The following is a 16856-nucleotide window of genomic DNA, read 5'->3' as shown; positions in this document are numbered from 1 at the left end:
GCTGAAGCTCTCGCAGCTAGTGCAGGTCTCTGCGAAGAGTGAAGGCCGTCGGCCTGGCCCCTCTCCACCGCAAGACCGACTGAGGCGTGGCCGAAGCTGAATTCATCTTCATGACGCGCCATTGTTGTCGGGCGAAATGAACGGAAGATGAGGCCGGATCATATGCCGGTTCCATTCCGGCTGGCCGGCGCAACCAACGTATGAGATGAGTTTTGGACGCGATGGCTTGGGAGCGGGCTTAGCCTTGACCTTGCGGGCTTTTGCCTTCAGCTTCTTGGGTTTGCTGGCTTTAGCGGGATTGGTTGATCCCTTCGCCCTGCCCTTGCGCGCGATAATGACGACTTCGCAGTCTTCCGGCCTCGCATAGCATCGGAACGCCGTCTTGCCGTTATAGCCTTCGCCCTTCAACATCTGGGCCAAGCCCATGTCGCGAAGCTGGTAGTAGAGGTAATAGATCGAGCGGCGATGACGGTAGCCGAGGTCCGTAGCTGCCTCTTCGATGCTAAAGGCTATGTCCGTGCCGATCGGCCCCCATGACGACATATAAGCAAGGAAGGTTTCCTGAGCTTCTGTTATTCTCAAAGGCGCGGTCATGATCACGCTCCCTGGTTCGGAACGAATAGGCAAAGCGTATGGTCGCCTAGCTCAAAGTTGGCGCCCTTCCTCAAAGGCAATATTTGGCCCTGATTGACCATCCGCCGGCATCCGGAGCGGAGAGCCCGGCGCCAGCGCCCCAGCCTGCCGATATGCGCTGGGAAAACAGCGTCAACGGGACCAGATCGATTTCGATGCGGTTGAGTTCTTGTGTCATGGTGACAATCCTTAAAAGGAGCGCGGAGGAACGAACAGGCAAATGGTGCGACCCGTGGGCTCGCCGGCCACCGTGCATTGGTGAAACTGCCCGTCTGGACTGTTCTTGATGCGAGTATCCAGTGGCGTTATGAGCTCCCCAGTGAGCTTGATGACATATCCGCGGGGGCCCTCGAGAACCCCTTGATCGCGGACCTCGCGGCAATCCATCCCGCTGCAGCACGAAAACGGATATGTCCATCCGTGCGGCTGTGCCGCCGTTGGCGTCGCATCATGCGCCACTGCCGGAGCAGCGATCACGACTGCAAAGAAAATAGCTGCTGGCTTGCTCATGATCCGCACCTCGATTCGAAGCTTTCCCTTCGATCCGCTACGAATAGCGTCTCCATCTGTCCGGGCAGCTCCACGTCCCGAAGCGCCCTTTCATTGTTTGCGGCACTGCGGGAGGATGTACCCTGACCGTAGCAGGACGCTGCCCGACCTGCATATTGATCGGGAGGAAGGATCGGGTAGCGAAGAGGAGGGGATGACTTATACGGGGGTTTAGAAGTCCTTGATCCGAGGCCGGCAACCCGCGTGATGTTTCCGCTAGAAAGTCGAGCATCACCCCGCTCCTTCGCGTTTGGATGCCGCCGGCCGGGATCGACGACCATGACGCCGATATCGACCATGCAGTAGCTAGGCAATACCCGGACGTGGCTGACGCTGTTGTGGCAGGAATATCGCCGACGGCACGCCATGCACCTGGTGGAACCAGTTGACCCACTCAGCGCACTTAGGAAATCGCTGACCAACTGCCACAGGATCTAAAGCCGCATGCAGGAAGTTGAAGCGAAGGTTCCGCATGGTCGCCCCGCGAAAGGAGAAATGGGCGATGTCCCTTTTCAGCCGCCCTAAACCGGTTCCTGAGCGGCGAACCAAGCGGAGATCTCGGGCATATTGCGTTCAAATCCACCGGGTATGAAAAGATTGAGCAGCCTGGCGGTCGTCTCTCCGGGGTTTCGGAAATCGTGGACGACGCCGGCCGGTATTCGCAGGAAAGTGCCCGGTGTGCACCGCCGCCAGCAGTCGCCGACGAGGATTTCGGGCACACCTTCAAGCACGTAGAAAACCTCGTCATTTGCTGCATGGCTGTGCCCGCCGACACCTTTCAGACCAGTCTCGAGAATCCACTCGGACACGGAATAGGCGGCCCCCGTCTCGGCTTCATCGGCCTTGAACACGCCCGTGAGCGGGCCGAGCTCGGTAGCGCCGCCCCTCTCCCAACTCTAGAAGGATCACGTCACAGCAGCGGTGCGATGGACTGCCTTCCCCCGCTCCGCCGTCTCCTTCACTTCGATTTCCGTCGGCCGCGTTCACGCCCCGGTCTCCTCGTCCCAGCGGCGCTGCATTTCTTCAGGCGCCACAACTTCGATCTTCTGCGAGAGCATCCATCGGTGACCGAATGGATCGACGACCATGGCGACGCGCTCGCCATAGGCCTGATCTGCGGCGGCACGCAAAACGACGGCCCCCGCTCCGACGGCCCGCGCAAGATTTGCGTCGACCGTCAAAGTTGCCAGGTGGAAGGTTACGGGAGAGCCCCCGATCGTATCGGGGCTCAGTGCGCCGAAGTCTGGATACTCGTCGGCGATCATGACCGTGTTTTCGCCGAGCTTGAGCTCCGCGTGGCCGATCCGACCGTCATGCGGGTCGGTCAGCCGGAAAAGCTCCTCGGCCCCGAAGGCGCGGCCATAGAAAGCAATCGCTTCCCGAGCATTCTTGACGATGAGATAAGGCGTCAGGGATTGGATCGAGGTGGACATGGCTGGCCCCTTGCCGCTGGCATATAATTACGTTACGTTACGTTTCATAATTAGTTGAGTCAAGAGCACATGAGCCCACCGAAACGGCGTGGAAGACCGCCAAGCCAATTGGCCCGGGCGAGAATCCTGAAAGCCGCGCACGACATACTGATCGAGGATGGATTCGGCCGTCTCACCGTCGAGGCGGTTGCCTCGAAGTCCGGCGTAGGCAAGCCGACGATCTATAGGCAATGGGCGAATGCCTGCGAACTCGCTATGGCTGCGCTGATGTCCGGAGATTCGGGCGCCATCGAAGAAGACGGCATAAATTTGCGATCGGCGCTGACGGCGCAAATGCGATCGCTGATCCAGGCTTTTGCGACCACCAGAGGGCGCCAAATCGCCATGACGCTCGCGGCCGCCGACCCCGAAAGCGAATTCACCAAGGCCTTCCGCAATCAGGTCATTCTCTCGAGCCGCGAGGCGGGTCGCGCCTTGTTGATCGAGGCAGCCGCTCGAGGAGAAATTATGCTGCCGCAAAACCTCGAGGTGCTGCTCGATATGATGTACGGACCTGTTTTCTACCGGCTGCTGGTCGGACATCGCCCACTCGACGCGAGCTTTGCCGAAAACATCGTCGCGATCGCGCTGAAAGTTGTAGCGAGCCCGTAGCGACGGCTAAGAGCTAACGGCCGACGGCCGATGTTCCCGTTGATACATTATCGATTTCGAACATAGAACGGGAATATTTCCGTGGTTCGCGCCTAGGCCCGCGTCGGGCGGCTCCTCTCGACACGTTACGCACGGACCGATCTGGCGCGTCTATAGTTATTCGGACGTCCCACCGGATGCCCGACAGCGCTTCGAACTCGGACGCGCGACCGGCCTGGAAAGACGCGGGCATCAGCGCCCGCTGAAGCACCTCCTCCAGTCGCAAAGAGTTTGGCCTCAAGTGCCTTCCGCAGGAAATGACGTGAGGCTTGGCTTCCGGGCCGGATCGGCTTGCCCACCAAAACTCCCATTGCAATGCACTGCACTGTGCAGTATAGGCACATTGTGCACTTGGTAGTGCAAACGATAGTAGTAGAAAGGTATTGGGCATGAAAGTTTGCAATGGTCCAGACGAGGCCTTCCTGAAGGCCCGGTCACCTGCGCGGCACGCCGGCAGTGCGCCGACTGGTCTGTCGCCGCGGTGGCCAGCGCTGAAGACGATAATCTTTGGGAATGCCAGTCGGGCCGCTTTGTTCGGCGTCTTTGTAGGGTTCGCTGCGGTGCCGATAGCCCGAGCAGCTGAACCGGATCCGCCGTTCAAGCCGGCGATCAGCGATGAAGCAGCCACCGCCGTCTCGCAGATGGGAAAGACGCTCCTGGCCAAGGAACAGTCGATTACGGCGAGAACCATCAGGGTTTATCTGGGCGAATCCGGACAGCCGCTTCACGTCTTCCACACGATGAAGATCGTCGTGCGTCGGCCTAGTCGAAATCGCCGTCGAGGTTGCCGGCGACGACGGCAAGCACAATCTGTTCTACAACGGCAAGGCGGCCTCAATCTTTTTCCCCGACAGCAAAGAGTACGCGGTGATTGCCGCATCCGGCGATATACCGTCGGCACTCAATGAGGTGGTAGACAAGATCAACGTTGATTTTCCGCTCGGCGGCTTCTTTGTGGACTCTCCGGACAAACTGCTGTTGAGCGATGCTATCTCCGCCTGGCAGGTCGGGACGGCCAATGTCGACGGAGTCGAATGTCGGCATCTGTTTTTCCATCAGAAGTCTGGCATCGATCTGGAGTTGTGGGTCGAGAAGAATAGCGCGGCCACACCACGTCGCCTCGCCGTCACCCACCGGCTGCTCCCGGGCCAACCCAGTTTCATCGCGGAATTCACCAGCTGGAACACCAAAGCCCGCCCATCCGAGTCCGAATTCGCCTTTCAACCGCCCGCCGGTGCAAAAAAGATCGAGCTGACTGCGGCCGCAGCGCCGGCAACTAAGAGGACCCAGTGATGAACCATCTCAAACGAACCTTCGTCGCTCTTCTTGCGATAACGGCGGCAACTTCGGGCGTCGCGTTTGCCCAGTTCGGTCCGCCGCCGGGGGGCCTGCCGCGTCCGCCGATGGGCGGGCCGCCGCGCCCGCCCATGGAGCGGCCGCACCGCCCGCCGGTGGAGCGCCCGCACCGTCCACCGGTGGCCAGCCACGGTCGTCCGCCGGTGAGCGCCCACAACCGTCCGCCGGTGAATCGTCCCACCCATGCGCCAAATGTCGGTGGCGCAAAGGGGCGATTGGCGGAAGGGGCTGGCCGCGGAGGGAATGGTTTACCCGGGAATATCAGCCGCAAAACGCTGCACTCCGGAGGTAACATCAATGCGAACCGCACCTTCGCCAACACCGGAGGCAATATCATCGCAAAGGACTCAGGCAATCTCACGGTGAACAGTTCTGGCGATATCAAAGTCTCTGGTAACGGCAACGGATACTTTGGCCGTGGAATCTATAGCCGCGGAGACTATGGCGGCGGAGACTATGGAGACGGAGACCATTATGGTCGTGGATACTATCGCCGCGCGGCCTACGCCCTCGGCGGATACGCGGTCGGAGTGACCACTGGTGCCGCGATCGCTTCGAGCGGTACCGGAAACACATATGATTACGGATCTCAGTCGGGGTCTTCTTACACGGGTTCTTCTCCCTCAACTTACTCGAGTTCGTCCTCTCCAGGTTCGTCTGGCGGCACGTCTTCGGGCTCCTCTCGCTCAACTTACTCGAATTCGTCCTCTTCGGGTTCGTCTGACGGCACGTCGTCCGGTGCGTCTTACGCAACCTCCTCGGGTTCTTCCGGCGGGACTTCTTCAGGTGCTTATAATCAGGGCAGCTCCGAGGCATCCGTTGGCGGTCGGCAAGCCGGATCGAATCAGGGCGGCAGCAACGGGAGCGCGCCGTCTGTGAATCTGCTGATGGTGGGCCTGTTTGAGAGCCTGCCGCCGGATGGCACGGCATGGACCATGGAAGGTGCGGTCGGTTGGCTTCAGGCAGCCGCGGCCAACCTGCGGATCGCTTACAAGATTCCGGAAAATATCGCGGTCACGGGCGAAACTTTGCCGTCTGATCATAGCAGCGCGCCGGGCGGGAACTAGAGCCTGTTCGAAATGGTGACGGCAGAGGTTCAGCTCGGTGGGCCGGATCGGCCACGCATCCGGCCCTTGAGATGCACTAGACCGTGCAATACATTGTGAATGCACTTATTGTGCAAGGAGATTGCTATGGATACTCACACTGGTTCAAACGAAGTCGGCGCGAAAGCCCGGCAGGGCGGGTCGAGGGAGGCGATCATCGAGGCGGCCGGGCGGCTATTTCTGGACCGGGGGTTCGGTTCAGTTAGCATGGACGACTTGGCTAAAGCCTCCGGCGTAGCGCGGCGGACGCTCTACAACCAGTTCGAAACAAAGGAGGAAATCTTCCGGGAGATGCTCCTTCAGGGTATCGGGACAGCTCGAGGGTGCGTTTCCGTCCGGCATCGAACCTGACGGCGACGTCGAGGACGTGCTGCGTGTCGTCGCGCGCACGATTTCGGAGTTTCACAAGAAGCCGGAATACTGCGGGTTTCTTCGAATGGTGGTGGCCGACTCCCGGCAGTTTCCTTGGATCGCCGAGGAGTTCGCCGCGGTGATGGAGCCTCGGACGGAGAGACTTGTGCGCTACCTCGCCCATCTGACTGCACTGGAGATCCTGGACTGCCGCAATCCGGTGCTTGCGGCTCACCAGTTCATGGGGATGCTGAACGAGATATCTCTGTGGCCCTGGATGATCGGTCGCGAAGGCCTACCCTTCGCGGCCGACGAGGTCGTTGACGAGACGATTCGGATGTTTCTGCAGCGATATCGGCGCCCACTATCGAAGGGGAAATAAATGCCTCGCAGGCGCGCATTTTGTGCATACAAAACAGTGCGACTTGCGAGGTCGGTTCTCCCAGGAGGACGGAGATCGCGCGGGCTCACCAGCCGAGAACTTCGAGCACACGCTGAGTTATCTGAAGAGCGTGCTGGCTTTCATCGGCATCGCCAATCCTGAGGTCATCGCTGCCGACGGGGTCAACATAAGTTCCGATCAGCGAAAGTCGTCCCTGACGAAGGCAGAGGCACAGGTTGCCACCCTAAAGATAGCATAATTCCATATTGCCGTCGGGTGGCGAATATAACTGGGAAATCCAAGCCGTACGTCCGTGACGGCGGCGACTAGTTTGCAGAGCTGAAAGGAAAAGGATCCGAGCACCTCGCCCCAAGGCAGCTGTCGCCGTCAATCGCAAGCTGATCCCTGTCGCTTTCGGCCGGGCTCAAGTTCATCTGGCCAGAATCGGCGGTCGCGCAGCCGACGTGCATCTATTTCTCCATCCGGATCCTTGCCGCCCCTGCAGCTCTCGCGAACTATGCGATCCTCGGTTTGGTGCTCGGGCGCTGGCAAGGCGGCACCCGGTTTTTTCTGCAGGTGCTGATCAACGGCCGGCGCGGCCTGGGGCCTGATGGTGGGCGAGACGGCCGGTGCGCTGGCTGGCCTCTTCCCCGTTCTCAGAAGCTTCAACGCCGCCGATCGCCAAGTCGCACGGAAATCTTCTCGCAGCATCGGCTGGCGGAACTCTTCGCGCTCAATCTTGACATCCTGATCCGCACTTGCGGGCCATGGCTGTCGATGAACGCCTTCCAGCTCTTCCGCGGCTTCTTCCGGTCCATGCTGGCGAAGCGGCGGACTTATCAGACGTTTTGGGTGGCCCAGCGATCAGCGCGCGTGTCTCGCAGTTGGCGGATCGACGAGACCTGCTCACGGTCGAGGAGCTTTGAAAGGCCGCGTACGATCTCGCCCGGAAGACCCGGGCCCTCATAGACCATGCCGGAATAAAGCTGCACCAGATCGGCCCCCGCCCTGATCTTTTCCAGTGCGGTCTCCGCCGAGGAAACGCCGCCGACGCCGATGATCGGGAGCGCTGCGCCGACACGCTTGCGCATTTTCGCGAGAACCGCGGTCGACTTGTCAAAAAGCGGCTTGCCGGAAAGACCGCCCGCTTCCTTCGCCTGCCGCTGATCCTTCAGACCGTCGCGGGCGAGCGTCGTGTTCGAGACGATCAGGCCCTCCAGCCCATGGGAGAGCGCTTCGGCGGCGATATCGTCCATGCCCTCCTCGGTGAGATCGGGCGCAATCTTGAGGAAGACCGGGATTTTCCGGCCCGATGTCTCGGCCTCTTCATCGCGGGCGGCAATTACGGCGGACAGAAGAGCGGCCAGGCTCTCACGTGCCTGCAGGTCACGCAGGCCCGGCGTATTCGGCGAGGAGATGTTGGCGGTGAAATAGCGCGCCACCGAATAGAAACGGCGGATGCCGGCCACATAGTCGGCGATGCGGTCTTCGCTGTCCTTGTTGGCGCCAATGTTGACGCCGATAATGCCCTGGCCGCGGATCGCCGACAGACGCCGGAAGGCGGCGTCATGGCCCTCGTTGTTGAAGCCGAGGCGGTTGATAACCCCCTCGTCGTCCACCAGACGGAAGATGCGCGGGCGCGGATTGCCTGATTGCGGCTTGGGCGTCACCGTGCCGATCTCGGTAAAGCCGAAACCGAGCTTCAAGAGGGCCTCCGGCACTTCGGCATTCTTGTCGTAACCGGCCGCCATGCCGAGCGGATTTTCGAAGGTGAGGCCGGCGACCGTCTGCACCAGCCGCGGATCAGGCGAAATACGGCAGGCGGGAACCAGGCCGGATTTAAGCGCGGCGATTGACATGCCGTGCGCCGTTTCGGGATCGAAGAGGAAGAGCCCCTTGCGGGCAGTGTGCTTGAAGGCGCCAATCATGACAGGAGTTCCGGGAAGATATGCTGTCCGGCATCATCGAGCGGCAACGGCCTTTCCCAGATAACTGCCGAAAGCGGCAGTTCGGCATAAAGATGCGGGAAAAGATCGCCATCCCTGGAGGGTTCGAAGATCAGCTTGTCGCCGAGCTTGCCGCTATCAATGGCAATGAGCAGCAGGCCTGGCTGGCCTGCGAAAAACAGCGCCACGGTCTGCCGCACCTGTTTTTCCGTCGAGAGATGAATGAAATTGTCCTTAAGGTCGATGCCTGCGCCGCGAAAAACGCCGCTTTGCCTGGCTTCTTGCCAGAGAGCCTCGGTCACGATCTTGTAAACGACGGGTGTCACGCTCATGATGGCCTCATGCAATGGCTGATGCTGTAGGTGAGCGCTTTGCCGGAAAGGAACGGCGATGTCCACGGCTCCCCCATGAAAAACAGGATAGCCGCAACAGAAATCCGGAGGATCAATCATGAAGACGATCGCAATCGGGATTGCCGCAATTCTTCTGTCGCTGACAGCGCTCGCCGCCGAGCCGGACCCGGCGCGCTACCAGCTCGAGCGCAGCGGCGACCATTTCGTCCGCCTCGACAAGCATACGGGCGCGATGGCGCTTTGCGAGGAAAAGGACGGTTCGCTGGTATGCCGCATGGCGGCGGACGAACGTGCAGCTTATGACGACGAACTCGACAGGCTTTCCGACCGCGTGACTGCGCTCGAAAACAAGAGCATCGTCAACAAGGCGCTGCCCACCGATGCCGAGATCGACCGCTCGATCAGCATCATGGAGCGAATGATGAAAAGCTTCATGGGCATGGTGAAGCAATTCCAGGAGGAAGAAAAGTCCGCGCCTCTTCCGCAGAAGACCTGATTTGATGTAGTAATATGAAGCGAAGGCATGTGCGGCGCGAAGCCTCGCACATGAGGGGGATGAAATCGAGCTCTTGGGAGGGAGTTTTCGATGCAGGAACAGACGATCATCATTGCGGACGACCATCCGCTTTTCCGGGATGCGCTGCGCCAGGCCGTGACCGGCATGGAGGGGCAGCATGCGATCGTGGAAGCCGGCGATTTCTCGGCCGCGCGTGCTGCCGCGACCGATCATCCGGACGCGGATATCATGCTGCTCGATCTTGCCATGCCGGGCGTCAGCGGCTTTTCCGGGCTGATGTCGCTGCGTGCCGAATTCGCCAGCCTGCCGATCGTCATCATTTCCGCAACCGACGACGCGACGACGATCCGTCGCGCGCTGGAACTCGGCGCTTCCGGCTTCATTTCCAAATCGTCCGGCATCGAAGATATCCGCAGCAGCATCCAGACGGTGCTTGCCGGCGATATTGCGACGCCGGAGAATTATCGCGACGGCCATGAACAGGATCCGGACGTGGCCGATCTCATTCACCGCCTGCACACGCTCACGCCGCAGCAAAGCCGCGTGCTCACCATGCTCGGCGAAGGTCTGCTCAACAAACAGATCGCCTACGAACTCGGCGTTTCCGAAGCGACGATCAAGGCGCATGTCTCGGCCATCCTCCTGAAGCTCAACGTCGACAGCCGCACGCAGGCCGTCATCCAGCTCGGCAAGATCAACATGGCGATGGTCGCCTTAGACTCCAAGACAGGATTTTATTCCTCTTTTTGCTTTACTCTGAGAAAGCTTGGCGTTAGTCTTCCTGCCGACTGGAGAGCGGCACGGGGCGCAGGATCAGGCAAGATGCTGTCACACGAGCAGATTTGGGCAGCGATCGACAGGCTTGCCGAACGGCATGACCTGACGCCGTCTGGTCTTGCGCGCCGGGCGGGTCTCGACCCCACCTCCTTCAACAAATCCAAGCGGCTATCTGCCGATGGCCGCCTGCGCTGGCCTTCGACGGAATCGATTGCCAAGGTACTCGTTGCGACAGGCGCCACCATGGAGCAGTTCATGGGCTTCATGCGGCCGGCAAACAGCTTGTCCGCGCTGCCGGACGGCACGTTCCCGCCGCAGGCAGGCTCCATTCCCCTGCTCGGCTTCGCACAGGCCGGTGCGGGTGGCTTTTTCGACGACGGCGGTTTCCCCGCAGGCCAGGGATGGGATGTGGTGGAATTTCCAGCCGCCCCCTCAGCAGAAGGCTGGTGTCTATGCGCTCGAAGTGCAGGGCGACAGCATGATGCCGCTTTATCGCGATGGTGACGTGCTGATCGTCGAGCCGGGCGCGCAGGTGCGCCGCAACGATCGCGTCGTCGTCAAGACGCGCGAGGGCGAGGTGATGGCAAAGGTGCTGCTGCGCCACAGCCCGCGTTCCATCGAACTGATGTCTCTCAATCCCGAACATCCGAACCGGACGATCGAGCTTTCCGATGTGGATTGGATCGCGCGCATTATCTGGGCCAGCCAATAGGAAAATCTTCCATGCGGCCTGCAGCACTTCTGACAGCTGTTGCGGGAATAACAATCGTCGCCGGGATGCTGGCGGCAGGCAGGGAGCGATTTGCCGAACCGGACGCGGCGGCAACCGCGAGCGAAGAACCTGCCACAACTGCCAAATCCAAGGAGACTCCAAAGCCGCCGCTTGCCCTTCCCGATCCGAAAGATCAGCATGAGCGCGCGGCCGGTTGATGAAGCCAGCCGATTTTATCCAGCGCAGGCGGATGGCAAGCCGCTCGAACGGGTTGCCACGGCCGAGCCGGAAAAGCCAAAGCCGGAGCCGCAGAAGGCCGCGACATTGCCGAGGCCGCTCGCCGAGAGTGCAGGCATTCTCGCCTTCGGAAACAGGACGCTGCGCCTTGCCGGTATCGTTCCGACACAGGCCGACAAGGTCTGCAAAGAACCGGATGGGAACGAATGGCCTTGCGGCATGCTGGCAAAGACGAATTTCCGGCTCTTTCTGCGGCTGCGCTCGGTCACTTGCGATCTGGAGGATGCCAACTGGACCGGTACTCACGACCGCCTCCTGCAAGATCGGTGCGCAGGACCTTTCTCAATGGCTCGTCGAAAACGGCTGGGCGGATGCGGCCCCCGGATCGGCACTGACCGAAGCCGGTGCGAAGGCCAAAGCGGAGAAGAAAGGCGTCTATGGCGAGGATCCGCGCAAGGGCGCGCCGCTGACATTGCCACCCGGACCGCCGCCGGACAATCCTCTCGATCCGATCTAGCGATCCCTTGTAATGGCGCACGGCAATTCCTAAACTCCTGCCGAAACAGAGGGAATGACCGTATGAACAAGCCGCTTTCCGCCCATGACGCGCTGATTTACGTGATGGTGATGGCATCCGCTGTCGACAGCACGATGAACGACCGGGAAATGGAGCGCATCGGCCAGCTGATCGGCTTTCTACCGGTCTTCAAGGATTTCGACCACGACAAGCTGATTTCGATTGCCCGCGACTGCGCATCGCTGCTGGCCGGACCGGAGGGCCTCGATGTCGTTTTGGAAACCGTGAAGGACACGCTGCCTTCGCGGCTCTACGATACCGCCTATGCACTTGCCGTCGAAGTCGCCTCCGCCGACCTTTCGGTCAAGGCCGAGGAGCTTCGGCTGCTGAGCATGCTCCGCGACAGGCTGGAACTCGACAAGCTCACCTGCGCTGCCATCGAACGCAGTGCGATCGCCCGCTTCCGCAAGGGTTAAAAGAGCCCGTAAGGGAAATAACGCAAATAGATTTCCTGCAGGCGGCCGTTTTTGGAAAGCGCTGCAAGCGCGTGGTCCAGCGCTGCGGTCAATACGCCGTCGTTCTGGCGAAGCATGATCGTCATGCCTTCCCCCAGAAACTGCTCCGACAGATAAGGGCCGTCGAAGAGCGCACAGCATTTTGCTGACGCCTGGGAGGAAACCCAGAAGGATAGCTGCAGGGCATCGGCAAAGGCGGCATCCACCTTGCCGTCCTTAAGAGCAGTAAGCATCGCTTCCTTGTTCTCGAAAGGCACGGCTTTTATTGCCGGAAAAAAGGCGGCAAGCATGGCCTCATGGACCGTCGCCTTGACGACGCCAACCGGACGTCCGGAGAGCGATGCGGCGGTATTCCCTTTGATCTCTGCCTTCGCATTGCGCACAAAGCGGGCCGGCAGCATGAGGTAGGGACGGGTGAAGGTAAACTGCTTTCGCAAGTCCGCGGTTACGGCCAGTCCCGCGATGACGGCATCGCCCTGAGAGGCTGCAAGCGCTTCCTTGAGATCGGCGAAGGGCAGGGCCTGGATCTCGCATTTCGCTGCAACTTCCAATTCATCGCAGATCTCGCGGGCCAGATCGATACTGAAACCCGCCAGCTTGCCGTTCTGATCGGTAAAGTTGAAGGGCGGGAAGTCGACTGAGGTCGAGAAAGCGGAGGCGGACGAGCGACGAAAGGTCCGGCTTGGCAAGTCTTTCGCGAGCATCAAAAAGCAGCGGCAGCGACGACGGCGTCTGCTGCGCAAAGCCAGGCGCCGCAGATAATGCAGCCAATAATTGCAGTAGGGTTGAAAACACCTTAAACTTCATAGAGGCGAGGAAAGATTGTCTCATGTCCGGCTCGTGGGGTCGGGGCATCGTCGCTCGGTGATCCGTGTATCAGAGTCATGCGTTTCGGGGAATATGCGCCGGGCCGCACCGTCTCGACGATGGCAAACGGCGGTGTCGAGGTGCAGCAGATGGGTATCTCGGCTATGGGTATCCTCGGCTTTGACGCGCGGCAACGGATATCCGCTCCGACAAAAGGCGCATGCCGAGATCGGCCTCCCCATCCCGCCTCGTCGATCCTGTCGGCATCGATCTCTTTCATCGTCTTCTGGGGCTATACGTCTTCATTCTGCTCGGGCGAATTGAAGATGGACAGCTGCAAACAGGCGACCCGGCTGCGACGGATCGGGCGCCGCTCGGCCGGCTCATGCTGTCCGCCGCCGCGTAGCGAGCCGTGCTAGGAGCTCCGGACGAGCCCTTCTTCCGGCACAATACGCCTCATACTCCGAGCGAGATTCCAGCATAGGAAATTGCGCGAAATGCGCGCCTCGAATTACTGGGGATCGGCTTTGAACGTTAGGCCACCGTTAAGCAAATTCAATTCTTATGCCGCAGACGACGACGGCTTTTATTCAGCCAGCTGCATGACGCAGACGTCGAGCCTCACCAGATCATTTCGAACATGCCGCAGCTCTATGCCGAGTTTCGAACCATTGATTTTCCAGAATGCCGGGCAAGCAGAAGGCCTAAGAAAGCGGGTATTTTCCATGCGAACACTGCTGAAGAACCTGAAAATTCGAACCAAGATCATGTCCATCCTCATGCTTCTGGGGGTGATCGCCATGGGCGGTTTGATTTACGTCATCACCGAGTTCCGTCATGCGGATGCGACATACAGCGCCTTCATCGACCATGAAGCATTGGCGGCCATGCAAGGCGCGCGCGCCAGCGCGTCTGTCGTCGCCGCCGTGCTGCAGACCACGAGGCTGGCGAGCCTGAAGGCGGGCACGCCCGCTTTCCATACCGCGCTTTCCACACCGAGCAAGCTGCCGCAAGCGCGTGACCGTCTCAACGAGGCGGCCGTTCTGGTGCCCAGCCGTAAGCCGGCGATAGACGATATTCTCAGCGGAATCGCCGAAATAGAAACGATTTCAAGCAAGGTTGCCGAGATGAGCAAGTCCGGTGACAGCGCCGGAGCCCAGATTGCAGCCGCTCAGCTGAACGCCAAGCTCACCGTACTGACACCGAAGATGACGGCGAATAACGATGCCTTGATGTCGATGCTCAACGATGGCGGAGACGCCGTTTCGGCAAGCGTCAATGACCGCATCAATCTCTGCCTTGCGATAATCGCGGCGGCCGTTATCGGCGCCATCGCGCTCGGCATCGTCATCGCACAGGCCGGCATCACGTCGCCGATGGCGAAGCTTCGTGAGCGAATGACACGCCTTGCCGAAGGCGAGACCGACGGCGATGTGCCGGGCCTTGAGCGCCGCGACGAAGTGGGCCAGATGGCCGAAGCGCTCGAAGTTTTCCGCAACAACGCGATCGAGCGCGCCCAGCTCGAAGCCCAGGCGGAAATCGATCGCAACCTGACCGATGGCGAACGCCGCGAGCGCGACGCCCAGAAGGCTCGCGAAGCGGCGGAATTATCCGGCGCGGCAGAGGCGCTCGGCGACGGGCTGCGCCGTCTCGCATCGGGCGATCTTGCCTCGCATATCGATGTTCCGTTCGCAAAACATCTCGATGGATTGCGCCAAGAACTTCAACCATTCGGTCGAAAAGCTGAACGAGGCCATGCGCACCGTCGGCGCCAATGCGCGGGCGATCGGCGCGGGGGCGAATGAAATCCGTTCATCGGCCGACGAACTTTCGAAGCGCACGGAGCAGCAGGCCGCATCGGTGGAGGAAACCGCTGCCGCGCTGGAACAGATCACAACGACTGTAAAGGACGCCGCCTGCCGCGCGCAGGAAGCAAGCGAACTCGTTGCCCGCACCCGCGCCAGGCGCCGAGAAGTCCGGCGAAGTCGTCCGCCATGCCGTCAAGGCGATGCAGCAGATCGAGCAGTCCTCGGCCGAGATCAGCAATATCATCGGCGTGATCGACGACATCGCCTTCCAGACGAACCTGCTCGCCCTGAATGCCGGCGTCGAGGCAGCACGTGCGGGCGAAGCGGGCAAGGGCTTTGCGGTCGTCGCTCAGGAAGTGCGCGAACTGGCGCAACGTTCGGCGAATGCGGCAAGGGAGATAAAGTCGCTGATCACCAATTCCGGCACACATGTCCGGACCGGCGTTGCCCTTGTCGGCGAAACGGGCAAGGCGCTCGATGCCATCGTTCATGAGGTGCAGGAGATCAACCAGCACGTCCACGCAATCGCGGAAGCTTCCCGTGAGCAATCGACAGGCCTGCAGGAAATCAATACGGCCGTGAACACTATGGATCAGGGCACGCAGCAGAATGCCGCCATGGTCGAAGAAAGCACGGCAGCAAGCCACAGCCTGGCAACGGAGGCCGCCGCGCTCAACGAACTGCTCGGCCAGTTCAAGCTGAGCGGAACGGATAGCCTCATCGCAGCGGCACGTCCGATGCCGCAAGCACCAGCACGGCCTGCGGTGACCCGTCCGGTGCCGTTATCAAAACCCGCAATCCGCATGGCGACAGTGGGCACGCGGCCCGCCGCTTCGCCTGCACGCGCACTTGGCCAGACGCTTGCCGGCGCATTCGGCATGAACAGCGCTTCGGAAAACAAGGACGCCGATTGGACAGAATTTTGAGAGCGGGCGGCCAGAGGCCGCCCAACCGTTTATAGGCGCCCCACCTGTGGATCCGTGAGCAGCTGAAGGGGGTGAAGGGGATCGAACCCTCGTATTCAGCTTGGGAAGCTTCGAGAACCTTGAGGAAAAACAAGGCGACGTTTCACTAACAAGTCCCCTCGCCGGTTAACATCCGGCGAGGTTTTGAAACGCGAGATGGGAAGTCAGGTGTCCGGCAAACGTGAGAAATCAAAGACTTGCAGAAACGTGGGACCATTTTCCAATCAACGAACCTATTATACTTTTCGTTCTAAGTGTCCCACAGTTTGAGTCATGCTGACCGAAATTTCAGGCTGCTTTTTGGGGCCTGGAGGGCGTGCGAAGAATGCCTCGCCGTTGATAAACTTCGGAATTGTTCGGTTTGGGACGGGCAATGATGACGGAAGAATATCAGCCGAAATACAAATGGCGGGAGACATGGCCAGGCGAAGACCACCAGGACTTTGTCTCATTGGATGGCGACTTGCAGTTCGTGCGCATTTATCTCGACCTGACCAGCGGGTCGCGCGCCCGCCAGTGGCGATGGGCGATCAATACCATCCCTTGGCAGAGGCAGAACATCCTACCGCACAACGGCTGGGAACCAACGGCCAGAGAGGCGTCGAGAAAGGTCGAAGAGCTATACGAGCAGATCAAATGGCTGCATGGACGGTAAGCGATTTGCGTTTCATCCTGCGTTCAGGATTGATCTTCGAAAATAGACCATCTTCTTGGGGAGTGCTGAACCATGACCAGAGATGATTTCGCTGCGAACGATGCACCATTGCAGAACGAAGATATCGTGATCTGCAAAAGAGTCTTCGATCATATCTGCGCGACCGGGCACATAACGGGTGACGACGCCTGCGACGAGCTCGCAACCCAGATCATCTATTTCTATCAGCACGGCGTCAGGAACGAAGAGAGCTTGGAACAGTTACTCGCCAGTATTGCCGAGAAACAGAGGTAGACGTGAATATGCCAATACGCCTGCAGTACTACGCCAGACGCGACGGGGATGGCAGCTGGTCGATCGTCCATACGCAAACGCACAGGGTCGCTGTCATTGCTGAAACTCTGCCGCTAACACGCCTTGATGAATCCACCGCCATGGAGATTATCGATGCCCTGAGTGAGAGGCATTCGGCGTCCGAAGCGCCGGCACGTTCCCTGAATGCGCAGGGGACCGGACTGAGCCGTTTTAACTGATTTGCTCTCTTTTG

General features: G+C 60.1%; 20 protein-coding genes and 5 pseudogenes. 17 read left to right on the top strand and 8 right to left on the bottom strand.

Features of this window, described 5'->3' with window-relative positions; translation table 11 throughout:
* Positions 1–108 precede the first annotated feature (108 nt).
* The 4 genes from ACW4PC_RS17180 to ACW4PC_RS17165 all read right to left on the bottom strand — a co-directional run bounded on the left by ACW4PC_RS17180 (position 109) and on the right by ACW4PC_RS17165 (position 2615).
* Positions 109–594, bottom strand: a complete 486-nt coding sequence (locus tag ACW4PC_RS17180; RefSeq protein WP_455874565.1) for a hypothetical protein — start codon at positions 592–594, stop codon at positions 109–111.
* 70 nt (positions 595–664) lie between these two features.
* Positions 665–811, bottom strand: coding sequence for a hypothetical protein (locus ACW4PC_RS17175; RefSeq protein WP_455874564.1), 147 nt, complete (start codon positions 809–811; stop codon positions 665–667).
* A gap of 892 nt (positions 812–1703) precedes the next feature.
* Complete coding sequence (locus tag ACW4PC_RS17170; protein ID WP_455874563.1) at positions 1704–2033, bottom strand: cupin domain-containing protein; 330 nt, start codon at positions 2031–2033, stop codon at positions 1704–1706.
* Between the two features lie 132 nt (positions 2034–2165).
* Positions 2166–2615: a VOC family protein gene (locus ACW4PC_RS17165; protein WP_022713633.1), complete on the bottom strand. Its 450-nt coding sequence runs from the start codon at positions 2613–2615 to the stop codon at positions 2166–2168.
* Positions 2616–2684: 69 nt separating this feature from the next.
* Between ACW4PC_RS17165 and ACW4PC_RS17160 the strand changes: the two genes are divergently transcribed.
* From ACW4PC_RS17160 to ACW4PC_RS17130, 7 genes and pseudogenes are all read left to right on the top strand, one after another.
* Entirely contained in the window at positions 2685–3266 is a 582-nt protein-coding gene (locus ACW4PC_RS17160) for a TetR/AcrR family transcriptional regulator (RefSeq protein WP_455874562.1), read from the top strand.
* Between the two features lie 810 nt (positions 3267–4076).
* Positions 4077–4598, top strand: a complete 522-nt coding sequence (locus ACW4PC_RS17155; RefSeq protein ID WP_455875043.1) for a DUF2092 domain-containing protein — start codon at positions 4077–4079, stop codon at positions 4596–4598.
* A 938-nt stretch (positions 4599–5536) separates the two neighbouring features.
* Positions 5537–5728, top strand: a complete 192-nt coding sequence (locus ACW4PC_RS17150; protein WP_455874561.1) for a hypothetical protein — start codon at positions 5537–5539, stop codon at positions 5726–5728.
* A gap of 99 nt (positions 5729–5827) precedes the next feature.
* Complete coding sequence (locus tag ACW4PC_RS17145; protein WP_455874560.1) at positions 5828–6118, top strand: TetR/AcrR family transcriptional regulator; 291 nt, start codon at positions 5828–5830, stop codon at positions 6116–6118.
* Positions 6119–6134: 16 nt separating this feature from the next.
* The gene (locus tag ACW4PC_RS17140; protein ID WP_455874559.1) at positions 6135–6500 is read left to right on the top strand and encodes a TetR/AcrR family transcriptional regulator C-terminal domain-containing protein; all 366 of its coding nucleotides are present in this window, start codon (positions 6135–6137) and stop codon (positions 6498–6500) included.
* A 43-nt stretch (positions 6501–6543) separates the two neighbouring features.
* Positions 6544–6759 carry an NAD(P)H-dependent oxidoreductase gene (locus ACW4PC_RS17135; RefSeq protein WP_455874558.1) on the top strand — a complete coding sequence of 72 codons (216 nt, stop codon included), beginning with the start codon at positions 6544–6546 and terminating at the stop codon, positions 6757–6759.
* Positions 6760–6905: 146 nt separating this feature from the next.
* Positions 6906–7259: pseudogene (locus ACW4PC_RS17130) on the top strand (MATE family efflux transporter); the annotation flags it as partial.
* 80 nt (positions 7260–7339) lie between these two features.
* On the opposite strand, the gene ACW4PC_RS17125 reads toward ACW4PC_RS17130, so the two are convergent.
* Both ACW4PC_RS17125 and ACW4PC_RS17120 read right to left on the bottom strand, forming a co-directional pair.
* The gene (locus ACW4PC_RS17125; protein WP_455874557.1) at positions 7340–8428 is read right to left on the bottom strand and encodes a quinone-dependent dihydroorotate dehydrogenase; all 1089 of its coding nucleotides are present in this window, start codon (positions 8426–8428) and stop codon (positions 7340–7342) included.
* Positions 8425–8778, bottom strand: coding sequence for a DUF952 domain-containing protein (locus ACW4PC_RS17120; protein WP_455874556.1), 354 nt, complete (start codon positions 8776–8778; stop codon positions 8425–8427). The genes ACW4PC_RS17125 and ACW4PC_RS17120 overlap by 4 nt, the downstream gene beginning before the upstream one ends.
* Positions 8779–8896: 118 nt before the next feature.
* On the opposite strand from ACW4PC_RS17120, the gene ACW4PC_RS17115 reads away from it, so the two are divergent.
* The 4 genes and pseudogenes from ACW4PC_RS17115 to ACW4PC_RS17100 all read left to right on the top strand — a co-directional run bounded on the left by ACW4PC_RS17115 (position 8897) and on the right by ACW4PC_RS17100 (position 11023).
* Positions 8897–9295, top strand: a complete 399-nt coding sequence (locus ACW4PC_RS17115; protein ID WP_455874555.1) for a hypothetical protein — start codon at positions 8897–8899, stop codon at positions 9293–9295.
* 90 nt (positions 9296–9385) lie between these two features.
* Positions 9386–10030, top strand: a pseudogene (locus ACW4PC_RS17110) (response regulator); the annotation flags it as partial.
* Positions 10031–10138: 108 nt separating this feature from the next.
* Positions 10139–10805, top strand: a pseudogene (locus ACW4PC_RS17105) (S24 family peptidase).
* A gap of 11 nt (positions 10806–10816) precedes the next feature.
* Positions 10817–11023, top strand: a complete 207-nt coding sequence (locus ACW4PC_RS17100; RefSeq protein ID WP_455874554.1) for a hypothetical protein — start codon at positions 10817–10819, stop codon at positions 11021–11023.
* Positions 11024–11038: 15 nt separating this feature from the next.
* Here ACW4PC_RS17100 and ACW4PC_RS17095 read toward each other — a convergent pair whose 3' ends face one another.
* Positions 11039–11161: a hypothetical protein gene (locus ACW4PC_RS17095; protein ID WP_455874553.1), complete on the bottom strand. Its 123-nt coding sequence runs from the start codon at positions 11159–11161 to the stop codon at positions 11039–11041.
* Between the two features lie 164 nt (positions 11162–11325).
* Here ACW4PC_RS17095 and ACW4PC_RS17090 point away from each other — a divergent pair, with 164 nt between their 5' ends.
* Together ACW4PC_RS17090 and ACW4PC_RS17085 are read left to right on the top strand one after the other, a co-directional pair.
* Positions 11326–11559, top strand: a complete 234-nt coding sequence (locus ACW4PC_RS17090) for a hypothetical protein (protein WP_455874552.1) — start codon at positions 11326–11328, stop codon at positions 11557–11559.
* A gap of 62 nt (positions 11560–11621) precedes the next feature.
* On the top strand, positions 11622–12035 hold the full coding sequence (locus ACW4PC_RS17085) for a tellurite resistance TerB family protein (protein ID WP_039843844.1): 414 nt from the start codon (positions 11622–11624) through the stop codon (positions 12033–12035).
* On the opposite strand, the pseudogene ACW4PC_RS17080 reads toward ACW4PC_RS17085, so the two are convergent.
* Positions 12032–12905 (bottom strand): annotated as a pseudogene (locus tag ACW4PC_RS17080) (transporter substrate-binding domain-containing protein). The gene ACW4PC_RS17085 and the pseudogene ACW4PC_RS17080 sit on opposite strands and share 4 nt — an antisense overlap.
* A 53-nt stretch (positions 12906–12958) precedes the next feature.
* On the opposite strand from ACW4PC_RS17080, the gene ACW4PC_RS17075 reads away from it, so the two are divergent.
* The 4 genes and pseudogenes from ACW4PC_RS17075 (at position 12959) to ACW4PC_RS17060 (ending at position 16603) form a co-directional block, all read left to right on the top strand.
* Positions 12959–13300 carry a hypothetical protein gene (locus ACW4PC_RS17075; RefSeq protein WP_455874551.1) on the top strand — a complete coding sequence of 114 codons (342 nt, stop codon included), beginning with the start codon at positions 12959–12961 and terminating at the stop codon, positions 13298–13300.
* A gap of 315 nt (positions 13301–13615) precedes the next feature.
* Positions 13616–15615: pseudogene (locus ACW4PC_RS17070) on the top strand (methyl-accepting chemotaxis protein).
* A gap of 412 nt (positions 15616–16027) precedes the next feature.
* Positions 16028–16309 carry a hypothetical protein gene (locus ACW4PC_RS17065; RefSeq protein WP_455874550.1) on the top strand — a complete coding sequence of 94 codons (282 nt, stop codon included), beginning with the start codon at positions 16028–16030 and terminating at the stop codon, positions 16307–16309.
* Positions 16310–16381: 72 nt separating this feature from the next.
* Complete coding sequence (locus tag ACW4PC_RS17060) at positions 16382–16603, top strand: hypothetical protein (protein ID WP_455874549.1); 222 nt, start codon at positions 16382–16384, stop codon at positions 16601–16603.
* The last annotated feature ends 253 nt before the right edge of the window (positions 16604–16856 follow it).

Source organism: Rhizobium yanglingense (assembly GCF_977109285.1).
The sequence above is the reverse complement of the archived record's forward strand: the minus strand, read 5'-3'. Positions and strand labels throughout refer to the sequence as shown.

Bases quoted from the DNA above. Each gene is read 5' to 3' on its own strand.
- ACW4PC_RS17090 (WP_455874552.1), top strand. From the start codon at position 11,326: ATGCCAACTGGACCGGTACTCACGACCGCCTCCTGCAAGATCGGTGCG.
- ACW4PC_RS17125 (WP_455874557.1), bottom strand. From the start codon at position 8,428: ATGATTGGCGCCTTCAAGCACACTGCCCGCAAGGGGCTCTTCCTCTTC.
- ACW4PC_RS17115 (WP_455874555.1), top strand. From the start codon at position 8,897: ATGAAGACGATCGCAATCGGGATTGCCGCAATTCTTCTGTCGCTGACA.
- ACW4PC_RS17065 (WP_455874550.1), top strand. From the start codon at position 16,028: ATGATGACGGAAGAATATCAGCCGAAATACAAATGGCGGGAGACATGG.
- ACW4PC_RS17120 (WP_455874556.1), bottom strand. From the start codon at position 8,778: ATGAGCGTGACACCCGTCGTTTACAAGATCGTGACCGAGGCTCTCTGG.
- ACW4PC_RS17160 (WP_455874562.1), top strand. From the start codon at position 2,685: ATGAGCCCACCGAAACGGCGTGGAAGACCGCCAAGCCAATTGGCCCGG.
- ACW4PC_RS17180 (WP_455874565.1), bottom strand. From the start codon at position 594: ATGACCGCGCCTTTGAGAATAACAGAAGCTCAGGAAACCTTCCTTGCT.
- ACW4PC_RS17095 (WP_455874553.1), bottom strand. From the start codon at position 11,161: ATGCCTGCACTCTCGGCGAGCGGCCTCGGCAATGTCGCGGCCTTCTGC.
- ACW4PC_RS17175 (WP_455874564.1), bottom strand. From the start codon at position 811: ATGACACAAGAACTCAACCGCATCGAAATCGATCTGGTCCCGTTGACG.
- ACW4PC_RS17075 (WP_455874551.1), top strand. From the start codon at position 12,959: ATGCGTTTCGGGGAATATGCGCCGGGCCGCACCGTCTCGACGATGGCA.
- ACW4PC_RS17060 (WP_455874549.1), top strand. From the start codon at position 16,382: ATGACCAGAGATGATTTCGCTGCGAACGATGCACCATTGCAGAACGAA.
- ACW4PC_RS17165 (WP_022713633.1), bottom strand. From the start codon at position 2,615: ATGTCCACCTCGATCCAATCCCTGACGCCTTATCTCATCGTCAAGAAT.
- ACW4PC_RS17100 (WP_455874554.1), top strand. From the start codon at position 10,817: ATGCGGCCTGCAGCACTTCTGACAGCTGTTGCGGGAATAACAATCGTC.
- ACW4PC_RS17085 (WP_039843844.1), top strand. From the start codon at position 11,622: ATGAACAAGCCGCTTTCCGCCCATGACGCGCTGATTTACGTGATGGTG.
- ACW4PC_RS17145 (WP_455874560.1), top strand. From the start codon at position 5,828: ATGCACTTATTGTGCAAGGAGATTGCTATGGATACTCACACTGGTTCA.